At 71.4% G+C, this 17,008-nt stretch carries 13 protein-coding genes; 5 read left to right on the forward strand and 8 right to left on the reverse strand.

Annotated elements, in window-relative coordinates; all coding sequences use genetic code 11:
• Positions 1–110 precede the first annotated feature (110 nt).
• From FM051_RS04520 to FM051_RS04530, 3 genes are read right to left on the reverse strand one after another with little or no spacing between them, the layout of a single operon-like run.
• The gene (locus FM051_RS04520; protein ID WP_158840889.1) at positions 111–827 is read right to left on the reverse strand and encodes a MerR family transcriptional regulator; all 717 of its coding nucleotides are present in this window, start codon (positions 825–827) and stop codon (positions 111–113) included.
• 33 nt (positions 828–860) lie between these two features.
• A complete protein-coding gene (locus FM051_RS04525) occupies positions 861–2,405 on the reverse strand; it encodes an alkaline phosphatase D family protein (RefSeq protein WP_158840891.1) in 1,545 nt (514 codons plus the stop codon).
• A gap of 52 nt (positions 2,406–2,457) precedes the next feature.
• Positions 2,458–3,390 (reverse strand): alpha/beta hydrolase, encoded by a 933-nt coding sequence (locus FM051_RS04530; protein WP_158840893.1) that lies wholly within the window; start codon positions 3,388–3,390, stop codon positions 2,458–2,460.
• Between the two features lie 166 nt (positions 3,391–3,556).
• Here FM051_RS04530 and FM051_RS04535 point away from each other — a divergent pair, with 166 nt between their 5' ends.
• Positions 3,557–4,633, forward strand: coding sequence for a PucR family transcriptional regulator (locus FM051_RS04535; RefSeq protein ID WP_158840895.1), 1,077 nt, complete (start codon positions 3,557–3,559; stop codon positions 4,631–4,633).
• Between the two features lie 58 nt (positions 4,634–4,691).
• Here FM051_RS04535 and FM051_RS04540 read toward each other — a convergent pair whose 3' ends face one another.
• From FM051_RS04540 to FM051_RS04555, 4 genes are read right to left on the reverse strand one after another with little or no spacing between them, the layout of a single operon-like run.
• On the reverse strand, positions 4,692–5,264 hold the full coding sequence (locus FM051_RS04540; protein ID WP_238412126.1) for a GNAT family N-acetyltransferase: 573 nt from the start codon (positions 5,262–5,264) through the stop codon (positions 4,692–4,694).
• A 43-nt stretch (positions 5,265–5,307) separates the two neighbouring features.
• On the reverse strand, positions 5,308–5,658 hold the full coding sequence (locus tag FM051_RS04545; protein WP_158841078.1) for a DUF4233 domain-containing protein: 351 nt from the start codon (positions 5,656–5,658) through the stop codon (positions 5,308–5,310).
• 47 nt (positions 5,659–5,705) lie between these two features.
• Positions 5,706–7,070 carry a bifunctional tetrahydrofolate synthase/dihydrofolate synthase gene (gene folC, locus FM051_RS04550; protein WP_158840897.1) on the reverse strand — a complete coding sequence of 455 codons (1,365 nt, stop codon included), beginning with the start codon at positions 7,068–7,070 and terminating at the stop codon, positions 5,706–5,708.
• On the reverse strand, positions 7,067–9,709 hold the full coding sequence (locus tag FM051_RS04555; RefSeq protein ID WP_158840899.1) for a valine--tRNA ligase: 2,643 nt from the start codon (positions 9,707–9,709) through the stop codon (positions 7,067–7,069). The genes folC and FM051_RS04555 overlap by 4 nt, the downstream gene beginning before the upstream one ends.
• A gap of 172 nt (positions 9,710–9,881) precedes the next feature.
• On the opposite strand from FM051_RS04555, the gene FM051_RS04560 reads away from it, so the two are divergent.
• The 4 genes from FM051_RS04560 to FM051_RS04575 all read left to right on the forward strand — a co-directional run bounded on the left by FM051_RS04560 (position 9,882) and on the right by FM051_RS04575 (position 14,725).
• Positions 9,882–10,781, forward strand: coding sequence for a hypothetical protein (locus FM051_RS04560; RefSeq protein ID WP_158840901.1), 900 nt, complete (start codon positions 9,882–9,884; stop codon positions 10,779–10,781).
• A gap of 351 nt (positions 10,782–11,132) precedes the next feature.
• On the forward strand, positions 11,133–13,427 hold the full coding sequence (locus tag FM051_RS04565; RefSeq protein WP_158840903.1) for an FdhF/YdeP family oxidoreductase: 2,295 nt from the start codon (positions 11,133–11,135) through the stop codon (positions 13,425–13,427).
• A gap of 19 nt (positions 13,428–13,446) precedes the next feature.
• Positions 13,447–14,070: a DUF2238 domain-containing protein gene (locus tag FM051_RS04570; protein WP_158840905.1), complete on the forward strand. Its 624-nt coding sequence runs from the start codon at positions 13,447–13,449 to the stop codon at positions 14,068–14,070.
• 175 nt (positions 14,071–14,245) lie between these two features.
• Complete coding sequence (locus FM051_RS04575; protein WP_158840907.1) at positions 14,246–14,725, forward strand: hypothetical protein; 480 nt, start codon at positions 14,246–14,248, stop codon at positions 14,723–14,725.
• On the opposite strand, the gene FM051_RS04580 is transcribed toward FM051_RS04575, so the two are convergent.
• Positions 14,700–17,006 carry a tetratricopeptide repeat protein gene (locus FM051_RS04580; RefSeq protein ID WP_158840909.1) on the reverse strand — a complete coding sequence of 769 codons (2,307 nt, stop codon included), beginning with the start codon at positions 17,004–17,006 and terminating at the stop codon, positions 14,700–14,702. The two genes, FM051_RS04575 and FM051_RS04580, sit on opposite strands and share 26 nt — an antisense overlap.
• Positions 17,007–17,008: the final 2 nt, after the last annotated feature.

The following is a 17,008-nucleotide window of genomic DNA, read 5'->3' on the forward strand; positions in this document are numbered from 1 at the left end:
AAGATTTTGCAACCCCGCCCCGGCATCGAGCGTGGGGCGAGGTGCACAAAACCACGACAATCTTGGTCGAACAAGGTCCATCCGGCTGCAAGTCCTTGCAGAACCTTGCGTTACTCCTGGTACAGCCAGATCCAGTTGCCGGACGGGTCCTTCACCGCCGAGTTGCGCGGCATGCCGACCGAGTCACGCGGCGCGACCACCTCCGTTCCGCCGGCCTTCACCGCACGGGCGTGGTACTCGTCCAGGTCCGGCACGAGCAGCCCGAACGTGCCGGGCCCGAGCCGGTCGGTGTCGGTGCGGTCGTCCAGCAGGTGGATCAGGAAGAACCCGTCGGTGCCGGGCTGACCGATGATGAGCGACGAGTACTCGTCGTTCCCGGCCCGCCTGGTCACCTCGTACCGCATGTCGAACGCGGTCTGGTAGAACTCCGCGGCCTTGGCCGCGTCGTCCACCGCGATCTTCATCTGCACCGGGCGCACGCCCGTGCCGGGTGTGGACACGGTGATCCCCTCCTCCAGGTAGCGGTCTACGTCGCCGAGCCGGGCGGTGAGCACGTCACGCTGCCGTTCCAGCCGCTTGCGGTGGCCGGTCAGCACCGCGGTCGCGTCACCGCCGTCGACCACCCGCCGGATCTCCTCGATCGGCAGGTCCAGGCAGCGCAGCGCCAGGATCAGCCGGGCGCGGCGCACCTGCTCGCGCCGGTAGCCCGACGCCGGGTCGACGACATCGGGCGCGAGCAGCCCGACGTCGTCGTAGTGCCGCAGCGCGTGCACGGTCAGCCCGCTGAGGTGCGCGAACCGCCCGATGGTCATCAGCTCGTCCGTCACCCCTCCACTGTGGGGTCTCGGGTCACCCGAGGGTCAACGCCGGGGCTGAAGGGTCTTGCTCCACAACGACGTGCCCTTGATGTCACGCAGCCACACGGTCAGCTCACCGTCACGCGACACCTCGACCTCGCCGAAGTGCTGGAACCCGTCCAACGGCGTGGTGTTCGCGGCCGGCGGGGCGTTGACGAACACCGCTTCCGGCCCGAACGTCGGGTCCAGCGTGTTCGGGCCGAACGCGCCCGCGTTGAGCGGACCCGAGACGAACTCCCAGAACGGGTCGAAGTCCTGGAACGACGCCCGCGCCGGCGAGTAGTGGTGCGCGGCGGTGTAGTGCACGTCCGCCGTCAGCCACACGGTGTTGCGCACGCGCCGCCGCTTCAGCTCGCTCAGCACCCACGCCAACTCGTGCTCACGCCCGCCCGGCGCACCCGGCAGCCCGTTGGCCACGCCCTCGATGTCCGTGCCGTCCGGCACGGTCAGGCCGATCGGCAGGTCGGCGGCGATGATCTTCCAGGTGGCCCGGCTGCGGTCCAGCGAGTCCACCAGCCACCGGGCCTGCTTCTCCCCCAGCACGTGCCCGGCGCCGTCCTTCGGCGAGGTGTTGGCGTCCTTGTACGACCGCATGTCCAGCACGAACACCTCGACGTGCGCGCCGTACCGGAACTTCCGGTACACCCGACCGTCCACCGCCTGCCGCGGGTCGATCGGCTGCCACTCGTGGAACGCCTGGAACGCCCGCGCGGCCAGCACGTCCACCCGCTTCTCCGTGTACTGCGGCAGGGTCAGGATCTCACCGGGGTACCAGTTGTTGACCACCTCGTGGTCGTCCCACTGCACGATCATCGGCACCTGCGAGGCGAACGACCGGTACTGCGGGTCGAGCAGGTTGTAGGCGAACTGGCCCCGGTACTCGTCCAGGGTCTCGGCGACCTTCAGCTTCTCCGGGATCACCACGTTGCGCCACACGCGCCCGTCGGGCAGCGTCACGGACTCCTTCAACGGCCCGTCCGCGTACACCGTGTCACCGCTGTTGATGAAGAAGTCGGGACGGCGTGCGGCCATCGCGCCGAAGATCGGCATACCGCCCAGGTCCGGGTTGCTGCCCCAACCCTGACCCGCCACGTCACCGGACCAGACGAACCGCACGTCATCAGGGCCCAGCGGCGCGGTGCGGAAGCTGCCGACCACGGCCTCACTGCGGGTGCGGCCGTCCAGGTCCTCGGCGACGACGCGGTAGTGCACCTCCCGCCCGCCCGGCAGACCACGCAGCCGCACCCGTCCGGTGCCGCCGGACTCCGGCGTCAGCAGCGGCCCGCGCACGGTGCGGACGTGCCGGAACGACGGGTCCGACGACACCTCCACCAGCATCCGCGACGGACGGTCGGCCCGGGTCCACACCAGACCGCCGTCGAACGTCACGTCACCGGACTGCACACCGTGCGTGAGCACCGGCCGGTCGCCACCACGCGCCAACGCCACACCGCCGGGCAACGCCAGAGTTCCAGGCACAATCGCCGCGGCCGTACCGATCGCACCGGCGCGCAGCAGCGTCCGCCGGTTCACCACACCATCGCTCATGCGCGGGTTTGTAACCGGTGAAGCCGAATTCCGGGTGAACGGGACCCGTCGCCTACAGGCCCAACGCACGGCGGAGCACCACGGCCTCCTCCGCCATCTCCCGCTGCGACTGCTGCGCGAACGCCACCAGCACGGAGGCGTGGAACGTGCCGCTGAACACGTGCAACTCGACCGGCACGCCCGCGTCGATCAGCTTGAGCGCGTACGCGATGCCCTCGTCCCGCAGCGGGTCGAACTCCATCGCCGAGACGTACGCGGGCGGCAGGCCGGTGAAGTCGGTGGCGCGGGCGGGCGCGGCGTAGGGCGAGACGTCGTCGCCGCCACGCTTGCCCTCGCCGAGGTAGCTGTCCCAGCTGAGCTCGGCGAGCGGCCGGTTCCACACCGGGGTGTCGGTGAACTCGCGCATGCTGCGGGTCTCCAGCCGGTCGTCCACCTCGGGCACGCCGAGGTACTGGAAGCAGATCCGCGGGCCGCCCCGGTCGCGGGCCAGCAACGCCAGCGCCGCGCAGAGGCCGCCGCCCGCGCTGTGCCCGTTGATCGCGATCCGGCCGGGGTCGACGCCGAGTTCGTGCGCGTGCGCGGCCAGCCACTCCAGGCCCGTGTAGCAGTCCTCCAGGCCACCGGGGAACGGCGTCTCGGGCGCGAGCCGGTAGCCGACGGCCACGACCACCGCGCCGGTCTCCTTGGCCAGCCGCACGTTGCGGCCGTGTTCGGCGTCGACGCTGCCGATCACGAAACCACCGCCGTGGATGGCCAGGACCGCGGCGGGCGCGGCGTCGTCGGGCCGGTAGACGCGCAGCGCCAGTTCCGTCCCGTCCGCCCTGATCGCCTGTCGTTCGGTGACGGTCACGCCCGTCTCGTCGATTTCGCCCAGCTCGCGGGCCAGCTCGTCCATCCCCTTGCGGGCGGTGGGCAGGTCGGTCAGGTCCAGCTCCGGCAGCAACTGCACCGCGGCCGCGAGTTCCGGGTCGATCGCGTAGGGCATGGTGGTCTCCGATGCGGTCGAGGACTCGGCTCCGCTGCCGAGACTCGTTTTCCGAGTGTGGTCGGCGCCACTCGGCAGCACCTCCGACACGCGTCGGTTTTCCGCCGCCGGGAACCCGACAGTCGCGCCGGCCTGCGACAACGCCCCCGGTGGTTACGCTGTGGACGTGCGGGGCCTGCTGCGCAAACTCTCGGCGCTCGACGCCGATGCCGAGACCGCGATCCGGGTGATCGCGTACTTCGACACGCTGGTCGAGGCGCGGGCGACGCTACCCGAAGTGGTGCGTTCGACGGCCGGGCTAGCCGACTGCGTGGTCGGTGTGGAGCTCGAAGGCAGGCCGCCGCTGCGCCACGGCCCCGACGGCAAGCCGGCGACGGGTGAGCCGGGCGCGGTGACCGGTGAGGCCCCGATCGGCGAGTCGGGCCGGGTGTGGCTGGAACGCGCCGACGGCCCCCGTCCGCTGGACGACCTGGTGCTGGAACGCTGCGCGATCACCATCCGCGTGCTCGAACCGCCCCACCACACCGCCGCGCCGCACCTGGCGGACCCGGCGCTGGTCGAGCTGGTGCTGTCCGAACGGGAGGCGCCCGAGGACCGGGCACGGGCGGTGAAGCTGCTGGGACTCGCGCACGACCGGCCGTTGCGGATCGCGGCCGTGGAGTGCGGTCCGGGGCTCGATCCCGGTGCGGAGGCCGTCCGGCTCGTCGCCCGCACGGGTCGGCACGTGCCGGTGCGGGTGGCGCTCGTCGGACGGCGTGCCGCGCTCGTCCTGCAACCGCCGGACTCGCCGGGGCTGGCGGAGGCGTTGAACGGGCGGGGTGGCGGCGAGGTGCGGCTCGGTCTCGGTGGGACGGTCGGCGGTCTGGACGCGCACGCGTCGTGGCAGCAGGCGCAGCAGGCGCTGCGGTTCACCTCCGCCGAGCACCCCGTGGCCGATTTCACCAGCCTGGGCGCGACGGCGTTGCTGGCCGAGGTGCCGGTCGAGCTGCTGCGGCACGACGCCGACGTGACCGCGTTGAACGCGCTGGCGGCGACGCCGAGCGGCAGGCTGGACGTCGCCGCGCTGGAGGCGTTCTGCGTCAGCGGCTCACTGCGCAAGGCGGCGGAGTCGCTGCACCTGCACCACAGCTCGGTGGCCGCGCGGCTGGCACGGGCCGAGGACGTGCTCGGCTGGCCGCTGGACACCCCGAACGGCCGGTTCCGCACGATGGTCGCCCTGCTCGCCCGCCGCCTCGCGAGCTAGCTGTATTGCTCGGGGACGTTGGTCGTGTGGTGGCCGGGCTGCCCGCCCCCGGACGGGCTCAGGCGGGCTCGTCGTCGAAGTCGGGCACAGTCACGGTTGCGGTGGACCAGTCGTCACGCAGGATCGCGTACCCGACCGCGTCGTACCGCGCCCCGCCATCACCAGGCCACGACTGCCGGTAGTGGGCCTCTTTGGCGTACCCGCAACGCCGGAACACCGCCCTCATCGCGTGGTTGTCCTGGCGCGTGGTGCCCTCGATGCGGTGCGCCGCCGGGAACTCGGTGAACACGTACGCCGTCAGCCACCGGACCGCCCGCTGCCCGACGCCCTTGCCCCGGTCGGCCGCGCGCACCCGCAGGTCGAACATGGCCGTGTCGTCTTCCAGGTCGAACAGCCGCACCACACCCACCGCCGAACCACCGGCGGTGATCCAGAACGTCCGCGTGGAGGCGTTGTCGTAGAAGCCGCCGGCCGCCCGGCTCCGCACGCTGTCCCGATCCACCCGCGCGGTCCCGTGGTAGGGCCACGTCTCCCCGGCGAGGAAGCCCGCCAGCTCGTCTGCCTCGCCGACGTCGAACCGGCGGAACTCCACGTCCATGCCGCCACCCTGGCCGCCCGGCGGCACCCGCACCAAACCGTTTTTACCCAGGCCCGTTTACCCTGGCCCGTCTTACCTAGCCCTGCTGGCTGGGCAGCCGGCCCTCGGCCATCCGCTTCGCCACGTCACGCCGCAGCCACAGCAGGTACACCCACACCAGGCTGAACACCACGCCGATGCCGCCGAGCGCGGTCATCGCGAACCACGACGCCACCATCACGACGTGGATCGCGGCGATCACGTACACCGCCCACGACCGCTTGAGCAGCGCGCACGTGGCGATCAGCGCGACGATCAGCCCGAGCACCAGGTACCCGGTGCCCGTCCCGATACCGCCGCCCAGTTTCGCCACCACCGGCAGCGCCAGGGCGACGACGATCACCTCGAGGATCAGGGTGACCGCCATGATGCCCCGGAAGGCCTTCATCGGGTCCTTCTTGGGCGCCGGAACGTCCTTGGGCGCCGAGGCCGAGGTCACGAGGGCTCCTTGCCGAACAGGGCCCGCGCGTCGCCCGCCGTGACGACCGAGCCGGTCACCACCACGCCGCCGCCGGACACCATGTCTCCGTCGTCGCTCTCCTCGGCCAGCCGCACGGCCTCCTCGATCGCGTCGTCCAGGTGCGGCTGGACGACCATCCGGTCCTCGCCGAAGATCGAGATCGCGATCCCGGCGAGCAGGTCGGGGTCCATCGCGCGGGGCGAGGAGTTGGCGGTCAGCACGACCTCCTGCACGACCGGTTCCAGCGCGCTGAGGATGCCCACCGCGTCCTTCTCCTGCATCACGCCGACCACCGCGACCAGCTTCCGGAAGCCGAACTCCTCGTCCAGCGCCTTGGCCAGCGCCTCCGCGCCCTGCGGGTTGTGCGCCGCGTCCACCAGCACGGTCGGCGCGGAGCGGACCCGTTCCAGCCGGCCGGGCGAGCTGACCGTGGCGAACGCCTCGCGCACCGCGTCCACGTCCAGCCGCCGCTCGGCGCCTGCCCCGAAGAACGCCTCGACGGCGGCCAGCGCCAGCGCCGCGTTCGCCGCCTGGTGCGCGCCGTGCAGCGGGAGGAAGATCTCGTCGTACTCGCCGCCGAGCCCCTGCAGCCGCAGCATCTGCCCGCCCACCGCGACGTCGCGCTGGATGACGCCGAACTCGGACCCCAGCCGCGCGATGGAGGCGTCCACTTCGGCGCACCGCTTCAGCAGCACCTGTTCGACGGCGGCGTCCTGCTGGGCCAGCAGCGCGACCGCGCCGGGCTTGATGATCCCGGCCTTCTCCTCCGCGATACCCGCCAGATCCGAACCGAGGTACTCGACGTGGTCGAGCCCGATGGGCGTGATGACCGCGATCCGGCCGTCGGCGATGTTCGTCGCGTCCCACGACCCGCCGAGGCCGACCTCGATCACGGCGGCGTCCACCGGCGCGTCCGCGAACGCGGCGAACGCCATGCCGGTGAGCACCTCGAACTTGCTCATCGGCACGTCGCCGCGCGCGTCCACGATCGACACGTAAGGCTCGATGTCGCGGTAGATCTCGACGTACCGCTCGGGGCTGATCGGCGCGCCGTCCACGCTGATCCGCTCGGTGGCCAGCTGGAGGTGCGGGCTGGTGTACCGGCCGGTGCGCAGCCCGATCCGGCCGAGCAGTGCGTCGATCATCCGCGACGTGGACGTCTTGCCGTTCGTCCCGCCGACGTGCAGCACGGGGTAGCCGTGCTGCGGGTCGCCGAGGATGTCCGCCAACGCCCGGATGCGGTCGAGGCTCGGTTCGATCTTGGTCTCGGGCCAGCGCGTGTTCAGCTCCGCCTCGACCTGGCGCAGTTCCTCCAACGCCCCCGTCTCGAAGCCGCTCACGACTGCCCGCTGTCCTGCGGCAGGGTGTCGAGGCGGGCGTGGATGCGGTCGATCTCGGCGTTGGCCGCGGCCAACCGCGCCTGGATCTTCGCCACCACCTCGGCGGGCGCCTTGTCGAGGAACGCGGCGTTGCCGAGTTTGCCCTCGCACTGGGCGCGTTCCTTCTCGGCCACCGCCAGGTCCTTGGCCAGCCGCTTGCGCTCGGCGGCCACGTCGACCGCGCCGGACAGGTCCAGCTCGACCTTGACGGTGCCCTTGGGCAGGCCGACGTCCAGCGACACGGTCACCGAGAACTCGTCGCCGGGCTCGGTCATCCTGGTCAGCGACCGCACCGCGGCCACCTGGTCGAGCAGGTCGACGCAGCACGCGCCGCGGACCTTGCCCGCGACCTTCTGCGCGGGCTTGAGGCCCTGGTCGGAGCGGAACCGGCGGATCTCGGTGACCAGCTTCTTCAGGCCCTCGATCCGGGTGGCGGCGTCCTCGTCGCGCGCGGCGCCGGTCGGCTTCGGCCAGTCCGCGATCACCAGCGACTCGCCGCCGGTCAGCGTGGTCCACAGCGTCTCGGTGATGAACGGCGTCAGCGGGTGCAGCAGCCGCAGCACCACGTCGAGGACGTGGCCGAGCACGGACTGGGTGGCCTCGGCGCGGGTGCCGCCCTCGGCGAGCTGGACCTTGGCCAGCTCCAGGTACCAGTCGCAGAACTCGTCCCAGGTGAAGTGGTAGAGCGCCTCGCTGAGCTTGGCGAACTGGAACGCCTCGAATTGACCGTCCACATCGGACACCAGCTGGTCGAGCAGGTCGAGGATCCAGCGGTCGGCGTCGGTCAGCTCGTCGCGCGCCGGGAGCGGGCGTGCCACGGTGGCGCCGTTGTTGAGCGCGAACCGGGAGGCGTTCCACAGCTTCGTGGTGAAGTTGCGGGAGCCGGCGGCCCACTCGTCGGCCAGCGCCATGTCCGAGCCGGGGTTGGTGCTGCGCAGCAGCGTGAACCGGGTGGCGTCGGCGCCGTAGGCGTCCATCCAGTCGATCGGGTCGATGCCGTTGCCGCGCGATTTCGACATCTTCTTGCCGAACTGGTCGCGGATGAGGCCGTGCAGGAACACGTGGTCGAACGGCTGCTTGCCGTCCATCGCGTACAGGCCGAACATCATCATCCGGACGACCCAGAAGAACAGGATGTCGTAGCCGGTGGACAGCACGCTGGTCGGGTAGAACTTGGCCAGGTCGCTGGTCGGCGTGGGCCAGCCCAGCGTGGAGAACGGCCACAGGCCGGACGAGAACCACGTGTCGAGCACGTCCTCGTCCTGCACCCAGCCCTCACCGGGCGGCTCGTCGTCGGGGCCGACGCACATGACCTTGTCGTTCGGGCCGTACCAGACCGGGATGCGGTGGCCCCACCACAGCTGGCGCGAGATGCACCAGTCGTTGAGGTTGTCGACCCAGTCGAAGTAGCGCTTGGCCAGCTCCGGCGGGTGGATGGTGGTGCGGCCGTCGCGCACGGCGTCGGCGGCGGCCTCGGCGAGCGGGGCGACCTTCACCCACCACTGCATGGACAGGCGCGGCTCGATGACGGTGTCGCAGCGCGAGCAGTGGCCGACGGAGTGCTGGTACGGGCGCTTCTCGGCCACGATCCGGCCTTGTTCGCGCAGCGCGGCGACGACCGCCGGACGTGCCTCGAACCGGTCCATGTCCTGGAACGGCCCGTGCGCGGTGATCACGCCGCGGCCGTCCATGACGGTGAGCGCGGGCAGCTGGTGGCGCTGGCCGATCTCGAAGTCGTTCGGGTCGTGCGCCGGGGTCACCTTGACCGCGCCGGTGCCGAACTTCGGGTCGACGTGCTCGTCGGCCACGATCGGCACGTACCGGCCGGTCAGCGGCACCTCGACCTCGGTGCCGATGAGGTGCTCGTAGCGCTCGTCCTCGGGGTGCACGGCGACCGCCGTGTCGCCCAGCATGGTCTCGGCGCGGGTGGTCGCGACCACGATCGAGTTCTCGCCGGAGCCGTAGCGGATCGAGACGAGTTCGCCGTCGTCCTCGGAGTGGTCGACCTCGATGTCGGACAGCGCGGTCTGGCAGCGCGGGCACCAGTTGATGATGCGTTCGGCGCGGTAGATCAGGCCGTCGTCGAAGAGCTTCTTGAAGATCGTCTGGACGGAGCGGGACAGGCCCTCGTCCATGGTGAAGCGGACGCGGGTCCAGTCGACGCCGTCGCCGAGGCGGCGCATCTGGCCGAGGATCCGGCCGCCGACCTCCTCGCGCCACTCCCAGACGCGTTCCACGAACTTCTCGCGGCCCACGTCGTGGCGGGACTTGCCCTCGCCCGCGAGGGCGCGTTCGACCGCGGTCTGGGTGGCGATGCCGGCGTGGTCGGTGCCGGGCAGCCACAGCACCTCGTAGCCCTGCATGCGGCGGCGGCGGGTGAGCGCGTCCATCACGCTGTGGTTCATCGCGTGGCCCATGTGCAGGCTGCCGTTGACGTTCGGCGGCGGCAGCACGATGGAGAACGGCGGCTTGTCGCTGTTCGCGTCGGCCGTGAAGTAGCCGCGCTCGACCCACCGCTCGTACAGCCCGGCCTCTACCTCGGCCGGGTTCCACGCCGGCGGGAGTTCGGAGCGCTGCGGTGCGGTGGGGGTCTCAGTCACGGTCGAAGTCTACGGAGGCGCGGGTATCGACTTCTAACCAGATACCTGCTAGCGGCCTCCGCGTGTGGTGTTCCTGCCCTCAAACGTGATCGGACGCAGGGGGCCGGTGACGGCAGGTATCGCATTCGTCACCGTTTCGTGCTAACGCCTAGAGGTGACACGAGGGGGCCCAGTGGACGACTACCGGATCGAGGACCATCCCGACCTCCAGGACGCCGGGTGGGCGCGGAACGCCGTGCGGCGGGCCGAGCGCGAGGCGCGGTTGGGGCGGGTGCGGAGGTGGCCCAGGCTGCGGCGGCGGCGGTTCTGGGGCGGGTTGGCGATCGCGGTGGCGGCGGTGGTGCTGGCGTGGGCGGTGTTCGAGACGCAGTCGGACTCGCCTGCGGGACAGCGCGCGGTGGACCTGGACGAGCCGTTCGCGGGCACCGCGGCGGCGTCCTGGGCCGACGGCGAGGCGGGGGTGGTGGTGCCGGAGCCGCGGCAGGTCGGCACGTTCCCCGCGGACCAGGTAGCACAGGCCTACGCACAGGTTCGCCAGGCGGTGGTCACGGCCCGGCTCGACCGGCGGGTGGTGGTGGAGCACGACCTGGAGCCGTTCTTCGGGCTGTTCGCGCCGGACCTGCGCGACTCGCTGCGGGTGCTGTTCGACGGCCGCAACGACGGTGAGGCGGCGCTGGTGGTGACGCGGGTGGACAAGGACTCGCGGCTGGCGGAGGTGGCGCCGAAGGTGCGCGGCGAGATGGCCGCCGAGGCCGGGCCGGGCGGTGAGCTGGTGGTGCGGACGGACTACACGTTCGCCTACGCGTTCACCCCCGACCGGCCCGAGGCGGTGCGCGGGCCGATGGACGTGGTGGCGCTGTCGCGGTTCCAGGTGCGGTACGCCGTCCGCACCGGCGACCCCGGCGTGGCCGGGCTGTGGGCGGACGCGTCGACGGGCTCGCTGCACTCGATCGCGTGTTCGACCGCCAAGCGCGGCTACCTCGCGCCCGCGTTCACCGAACCGTCCCTGCCGCCGGGCCTGGACTTCGACCTCGGCGCGCCCTCGTCACCGGCCGACGGCTGCCCGGACTGAACCGGTCGTCAGAATCGGCAGTGCGCTCCGGATCGGCAGTGCGCTCCGGCCCGGAGTTCAGCGACGGCAGCCACGGCCACTTCGACCCGAATCGCCCTCTGCCGGTCGCTGACGACTGCCATGGGTGAGGTCACCCGTTCGGAGGATTCGCTCGGGTGTGGCGCCGCTCACAATTAACCTTGATCACCGACTCGTCGCAGGTGAGGACGCCGGATACACGGGCCGTTCGCAACCCCTTGGGGCCCGTGACAGCGGTCCCGCGTCGGCCTGACGCGACCGGCGATCGGACAGACCGCCGGCGCGCTCGCGCGGGGCGCGCCGGCGGCACACCTTGGGGTCACACTATGGGGTATGGACCGCAAGCCACCCCAGCAGGACATCGATGAGTCGCAGCTCGACGTGACCGAACCCAAGCGTTGGGCAGCGGGCATCCCCGGTGTCGCGGTGTCGCTCAAGCGCGGTGTCGAGCAGATGGGCGTCACCCGGACCGCCGCCACGTTGCGGCTGCTCAACCAGCGCGAGGGCTTCGACTGCCCCGGCTGCGCGTGGCCCGAGCCGCAGGGGCACCGCAAGCTGGCCGAGTTCTGCGAGAACGGCGCGAAGGCGGTGGCCGAGGAGGCGACCCGGCGGCGCGTCGGGCCTGAGTTCTTCGCCGCGCACCCGATCGCCGACCTCGCCGGGAAGACCGACTACTGGCTGGGTCAGCAGGGCCGGATCACCGAGCCGATGGTGTTGCGCGAGGGCGCGACGCACTACGAGCCGATCGAGTGGCACGACGCGTTCTCGTTGATCGCCTCGCAGCTCAACGGGCTGGCGAGCCCGGACGAGGCCGTCTTCTACACGTCGGGCCGCACCAGCAACGAGGCCGCGTTCCTCTACCAGCTGCTGGTCCGCTCGTTCGGCACGAACAACCTGCCGGACTGCTCCAACATGTGCCACGAGTCGTCCGGCGCGGCGCTGTCGGAGACGACCGGCATCGGCAAGGGCTCGGTCAGCATCGACGACTTCAACCGCGCCGACCTGATCGTGGTGGTCGGCCAGAACCCCGGCACGAACCACCCGCGGATGCTGTCGGCGTTGGAGGAGGCCAAGCGCGCCGGCGCGAAGATCGTGGCGGTGAACCCGTTGCCGGAGGCGGGGTTGCTGCGGTTCAAGAACCCGCAGAACGTGCGCGGGCTCGTGGGTTCGGGCACGCAGTTGGCCGACGAGTTCCTGCAGATCCGGCTCGGCGGCGACCAGGCGCTGTTCCAGGCGGTGGGCAACCTGCTGCTGTCGTGGGACGCGGTGGATCGAGAGTTCGTGGAGGGCTTCACGGACGGGTTCGCCGAGTACGCCGACCACGTGCGCCGAGTGGACTGGGACTCGGTCGACGTGGCGACCGGTCTGCCGCGCGCCCAGGTCGAGCTGCTGGCCCGGATGCTGGCCGATTCGCAGCGCACCATCTTCTGCTGGGCCATGGGGTTGACCCAGCACAAGCACTCGGTGCCGACGATCCGCGAGATCGCGAACGTGGCGCTGCTGCGCGGCATGATCGGCAAGCCGGGCGCGGGCCTGTGCCCGGTGCGCGGCCACTCGAACGTGCAAGGCGACCGGACCATGGGCATCTGGGAGAAGATGCCGGAGAAGTTCATGGCCGCGCTGGAGTCCGAGTTCGGCATCCCGGTGCCGCGCAAGCACGGGTTCGACACGGTGGCGTCGATCCGGGCCATGCGCGACGGCGCGGCGAAGGTGTTCTTCGCGGTGGGCGGGAACTTCGTCGCGGCCACCCCGGACACGCCGGTGACCGAGGCGGCCATGCGGAAACTCGACCTGACCGTGCACGTGTCGACCAAGCTCAACCGGTCGCACGTGGTGCACGGGCGGACGGCGTTGATCCTGCCCACGTTGGGCCGCACGGAAAGCGACCTCCAGCACACCGGCGAGCAGTTCGTCACGGTCGAGGACTCGATGTCGGTGGTGCACCGGTCACGGGGACGGCTGGCGCCCGCGAGCGACCGGCTGCTGTCCGAGGTGTCGATCGTGTGCCGGCTGGCGCGGGCCGTGCTCGGGCCGGAGCACCCGGTGCCGTGGGAGGAGTTCGAGAAGGACTACGACCTGATCCGGGACCGGATCGCGCGGGTCGTGCCGGGGTGCGACGACTACAACGAGCGGGTGCGCCGGCCGGACGGTTTCGTGCTGCCGCACGCGCCGCGCGACGCCCGCGAGTTCACCGGCACGCGCAGCGGCAAGGCGCACTTCTCGGCCAACGACCTCACCGTGCTGCGGGTGCCGCCGGGGCGGCTGCTGTTGCAGACCATGCGCAGCCACGACCAGTACAACACCACGATCTACGGCCTGGACGACCGCTACCGGGGCGTGAAGGACGGCCGGCGGGTGGTGTTCGTCAGCCCGGACGACCTCGACGTGCTCGACCTGCTCGACGGGCAGCACGTGGACCTGGTGAGCGAGTGGCCGGACGACCCGACGGGCGTGACCGAACGGCGTGCCGAGCGGTTCCGCGTGGTGGCGTACCCGACGGCGCGGGGCTGTGCGGCGGCGTACTTCCCCGAGGCGAACGCCTTGGTGCCGTTGGACTCCACCGCCACCGTGTCCGGCACGCCGACGTCCAAGTCGATCGTGGTGCGGCTGGAGAAGATCGCCACCTGATCGGGGTACCGTCCGCCGCATGACGAGGGGGCACTGGTGGTCGCTGGGCGCGTTCCTGATCCTGTTGGCGGCCACCTGGTGGGAGCCGTCATGGCCGGGTGAGCAGGCGCTGCACACCTCGCTGACCGCGTTCGCGCTGGTCGCGTTGGCGTGGCTGCAGCGCCGTCACCCGCTCCCCCTGGGCTCCTGGCTGCTGGTGCTGCTGTTCCTGTCCCTGCACACGATCGCCGCGCGGTGGCTGTACTCGGCGGTGCCGTACGACTCGTGGACCGACGCGGTGTTCGGGTTCCGGCTGTCGGAGGTGTTCTCCTGGCGGCGCAACCACTTCGACCGGCTCGTGCACTTCGCGTACGGGCTGTGCCTGGCCGGGATCGTGGCGGCACGGCTCGGGTGGCTGCGGACGCTGGAAGTCGTCGTGTCGACCAGCGCGGTCTACGAGTTGTTCGAGTGGGGCATCGCGGTGGCGTTGGCCCCGGACCTGGCCGAGGCGTACAACGGCCAGCAGGGCGACATGTGGGACGCGCACAAGGACATGGCGCTGGCGTTGCTCGGCGGGATCGTCAGCCTGCTGCTCGTCGCCACGAGAACCCGACGCCGGCCACCAGCACGCGGTGTTCCCGCACCACCCGCCAGTCGAAGCTGACCCGGCCGGACAGGGCGCGCAAACGCTTGGCCCCGACCAGCCGGCGGCGTTCGGCGGCGTGGTGGTCGTCCTGCATTCGCTCCTCGGCGGTGAAGAGCCCTTCATACGCCGTCCTCGGTAACGTCTGCGGCCGTTCGGGCGAACCTACGGGCAACCGACGAACAGGGAGTTCGACGTGATCAGGACCGTGCTCGCCGCCTCGGCGCTGGTGGCGCTCGGCGCGTGCACGAGCGCGCCGACGCCTCCGCCGACCACGGAGGCGCCCCCACCTCCGACCCCCACCGACTCGGCGGGCGTGAACTGCGAGGACGCACCGGAGGACGTGGTCGGCGCGGCGCTCCGCCTACGCCTGAACCACCCTCGCCAGACGATCACCGACAACGTCGTGCGCTGCTCCTACGACGGCGGCAACACCGAGGTCCGCTTCGAGACCGGCGCGGACGCCGCGTCGTTCGCCGAGGGCCGCGAGGACCACACCGACATCACCGACCTGCCCGGCTTCCACGACGAGGCCTACCGCGCCATCGCCGTCACGGGCGAAGTCGTCCAGACCGCCGTGGTGGCCCGCGCCGGCACCGTCGAGATCACGGTGACCTCCGGCGCGAACGCCGACCAGGCGCAGCAGCTCATCACCGACCTCTTCGCCAACCTCTGAACCACCGACCTCTGGACCACCGACCTCTGGACCACCGCCGGCCACGCCCTTCGGCCTCGATCTCACGGATCGCGTCGCGGACTCTCCCGGCGGTATCCGGGTCGTTGGCCTCCTCCAACCGCTCGGCCGCCCGCCGCAGGTGTTCGACGGCCTCCTCGTTCCTGCCCAGCGACCAGTACGTCAGCCCCACGTTGTACAGCGTGAGCCCCTCGCCGTGCGCGTTACCGGTCTCCTGGGAGATCGCCAAGCTCTGCCGGTGGTATTCGAGCGCCTCGGCGAGGCGGCCTTTCTTCGCCGCGATCATGCCGAGGTTGTTCAGCGCCTGGCCTTCGGCGTGCCGGTTGCCGGTCGTGCGGTACACCGCCAGCGCGGCGAGGTGGTGCGCCTCGGCATCGTCCACCCGGCCGAGGGCGTCGTACTCGATGCCGAGGCCGTTGAGGCAGTCTCCTTCGCCGTCCCGGTCACCCACCTCGCGACGCAACTCCAGGGCACGCTGGTAGAACGTGACGGCCGGCGCGTGCTCGCCCCGGTCGCTGTGGATCTTGCCCAGGTTGGCCAGGCACCTCGCCTCGCCGTCCGCGTCACCGGCGCTCCGGTACGCGGCAGCGCTGTCCCCCATGTGCCGGATCGCCTCGGTGACGCGACCGGTCGACGCGTAGGTCGACGCGATGTTGTTGAGCGAGTGGGCTTCGTCCCGCACCGACCCGACCTCGCGGAACAACGCCAGCGCGGCCTGGAAGTGGCGCAGCGCCTCGTCGAACCGCCTGAGCCGGTGGTGAGCGCTGCCCAGGCCGTTGAGGATCCTGCCCTCTCCGATGCGGTCGCCGAGTGCGCGGGCCGACGCCAGGGCCAGCAGGTCGACCGGCACCCACTCCGCCGACCGGCGCAGGTTGAAGTACCGGAACGCCGCTTCGCCCGCGTCCCTGACCTCCGCGTGCCACCCGTTGTGCGCGGCCGACTCGAGGACCGGCAGCAGGTTGTGCAGCTCGCCGTCGAACCACTGCAGTGCGGCGAGCCGATCGGGGAACACCTCCCGGTGCGCGGCACTCGGGTCCAAGTGGCTGTGCACGCCCTTGACGTGCGACACGTAGTGGCCGACCAGCGCGCGCTCGGCCGCTTGCCGGGTCGCCTCGTCGCCCACCGCGGCGCACCGCTCGGCGGCGTAGATCCGCAGCAGGTCGTGGAACCGGTACTCGTCGGCCACCACACCGGTCTGGAGCAGGTGGGCACGGCGCAGCCTGATCAGCAGTTCGCGGGCGTCGGCCGGCGTGATGCCACCCAACGCGGCGGCGGTCTCCACCGTGATGGTCCGCCCCGGGTGCAGGGCGGCCAGGCGGAACATCCGGGCCTGGTCCGCGGGCAGCCGGCCGTAGGAGGCGTTGAACGCCGTCCGGACGTTGACCGAATCGTCGTAGGCGAGTTCACCGAGTCGGTCGTGCGCCGCGGCGATCGACTCGGCGAACCGGGTCAGGTCCTCGCCGCGCCGGTCGGCCACGACCTCGGCGAGGATCCGCAACGCCAGCGGCAGGAACCCGCACGACTCGGCCAACACGCCGGCCGCGTCGGGATGCGCGGTGATCCGGTCGTCGGCCGGATCGACCGACCGGAGCGCGTCGTCCAACACCTCGACAGCCTCGGCGGCGGCCAGCACGTCCAACTCGATCCGCCGCGCCCTCGGCACCGGGAGGTTGTCCCGGCTGGTCAGCACGAGCCGGTGCGCCTGACCCGCAGGCCGCAACGGCAGCACCTGGTCGGCCGACGACGCGTTGTCCACGACGACCAACACCGGCGGACGCGCCGCGAGTTGCGACCGGTAGAGCGCTTCCCGTTCACCCTGACCGGGCGGGATGGCGTCACCGGCGACGCCGAGCGCCCGGAGCAGGGAGGCCAGCGCGTCGTTCGCCTCCAGCCGCTGATCGTCGTTGTACCCCTGAGCGTCCACGAACAGCACGCCGCCGGGGAACCACCCGGCGCCGACCGCCACGTGCGCGGCCCGGATCACGAGCGCGGATTTGCCGACGCCCGCCAAGCCGACCACGGCCAACGCGGACTGCTCGCCGCCGGGCGCCAGGAACTCGCGCAGCACGGCCAACTCGGCGGCACGGCCCACGAACCCCTCGTCCACCGGCAGGCTCGCCGGGGTCACCGGTGCGGCGGGCTGCACCAGGTTGAGGGTGTCGATCCGCCCGACCTGGAGCACCGGGCCGAACACGGTCCCGCTGATCTCGTTGTACGTCGTGCCCGAACCCGCGGTGTCGACGTCGCCCTCGTCCGTGTCCACCG

Origin of the sequence: Saccharothrix deserti, from assembly GCF_009769385.1 — a bacterium.
Lineage (GTDB): Bacteria > Actinomycetota > Actinomycetes > Mycobacteriales > Pseudonocardiaceae > Actinosynnema > Actinosynnema deserti.

Bases quoted from the DNA above. Each gene is read 5' to 3' on its own strand.
- FM051_RS04525 (WP_158840891.1), bottom strand. From the start codon at position 2,405: ATGAGCGATGGTGTGGTGAACCGGCGGACGCTGCTGCGCGCCGGTGCG.
- FM051_RS04565 (WP_158840903.1), top strand. From the start codon at position 11,133: ATGGACCGCAAGCCACCCCAGCAGGACATCGATGAGTCGCAGCTCGAC.
- FM051_RS04530 (WP_158840893.1), bottom strand. From the start codon at position 3,390: ATGCCCTACGCGATCGACCCGGAACTCGCGGCCGCGGTGCAGTTGCTG.
- FM051_RS04570 (WP_158840905.1), top strand. From the start codon at position 13,447: ATGACGAGGGGGCACTGGTGGTCGCTGGGCGCGTTCCTGATCCTGTTG.
- FM051_RS04545 (WP_158841078.1), bottom strand. From the start codon at position 5,658: ATGAAGGCCTTCCGGGGCATCATGGCGGTCACCCTGATCCTCGAGGTG.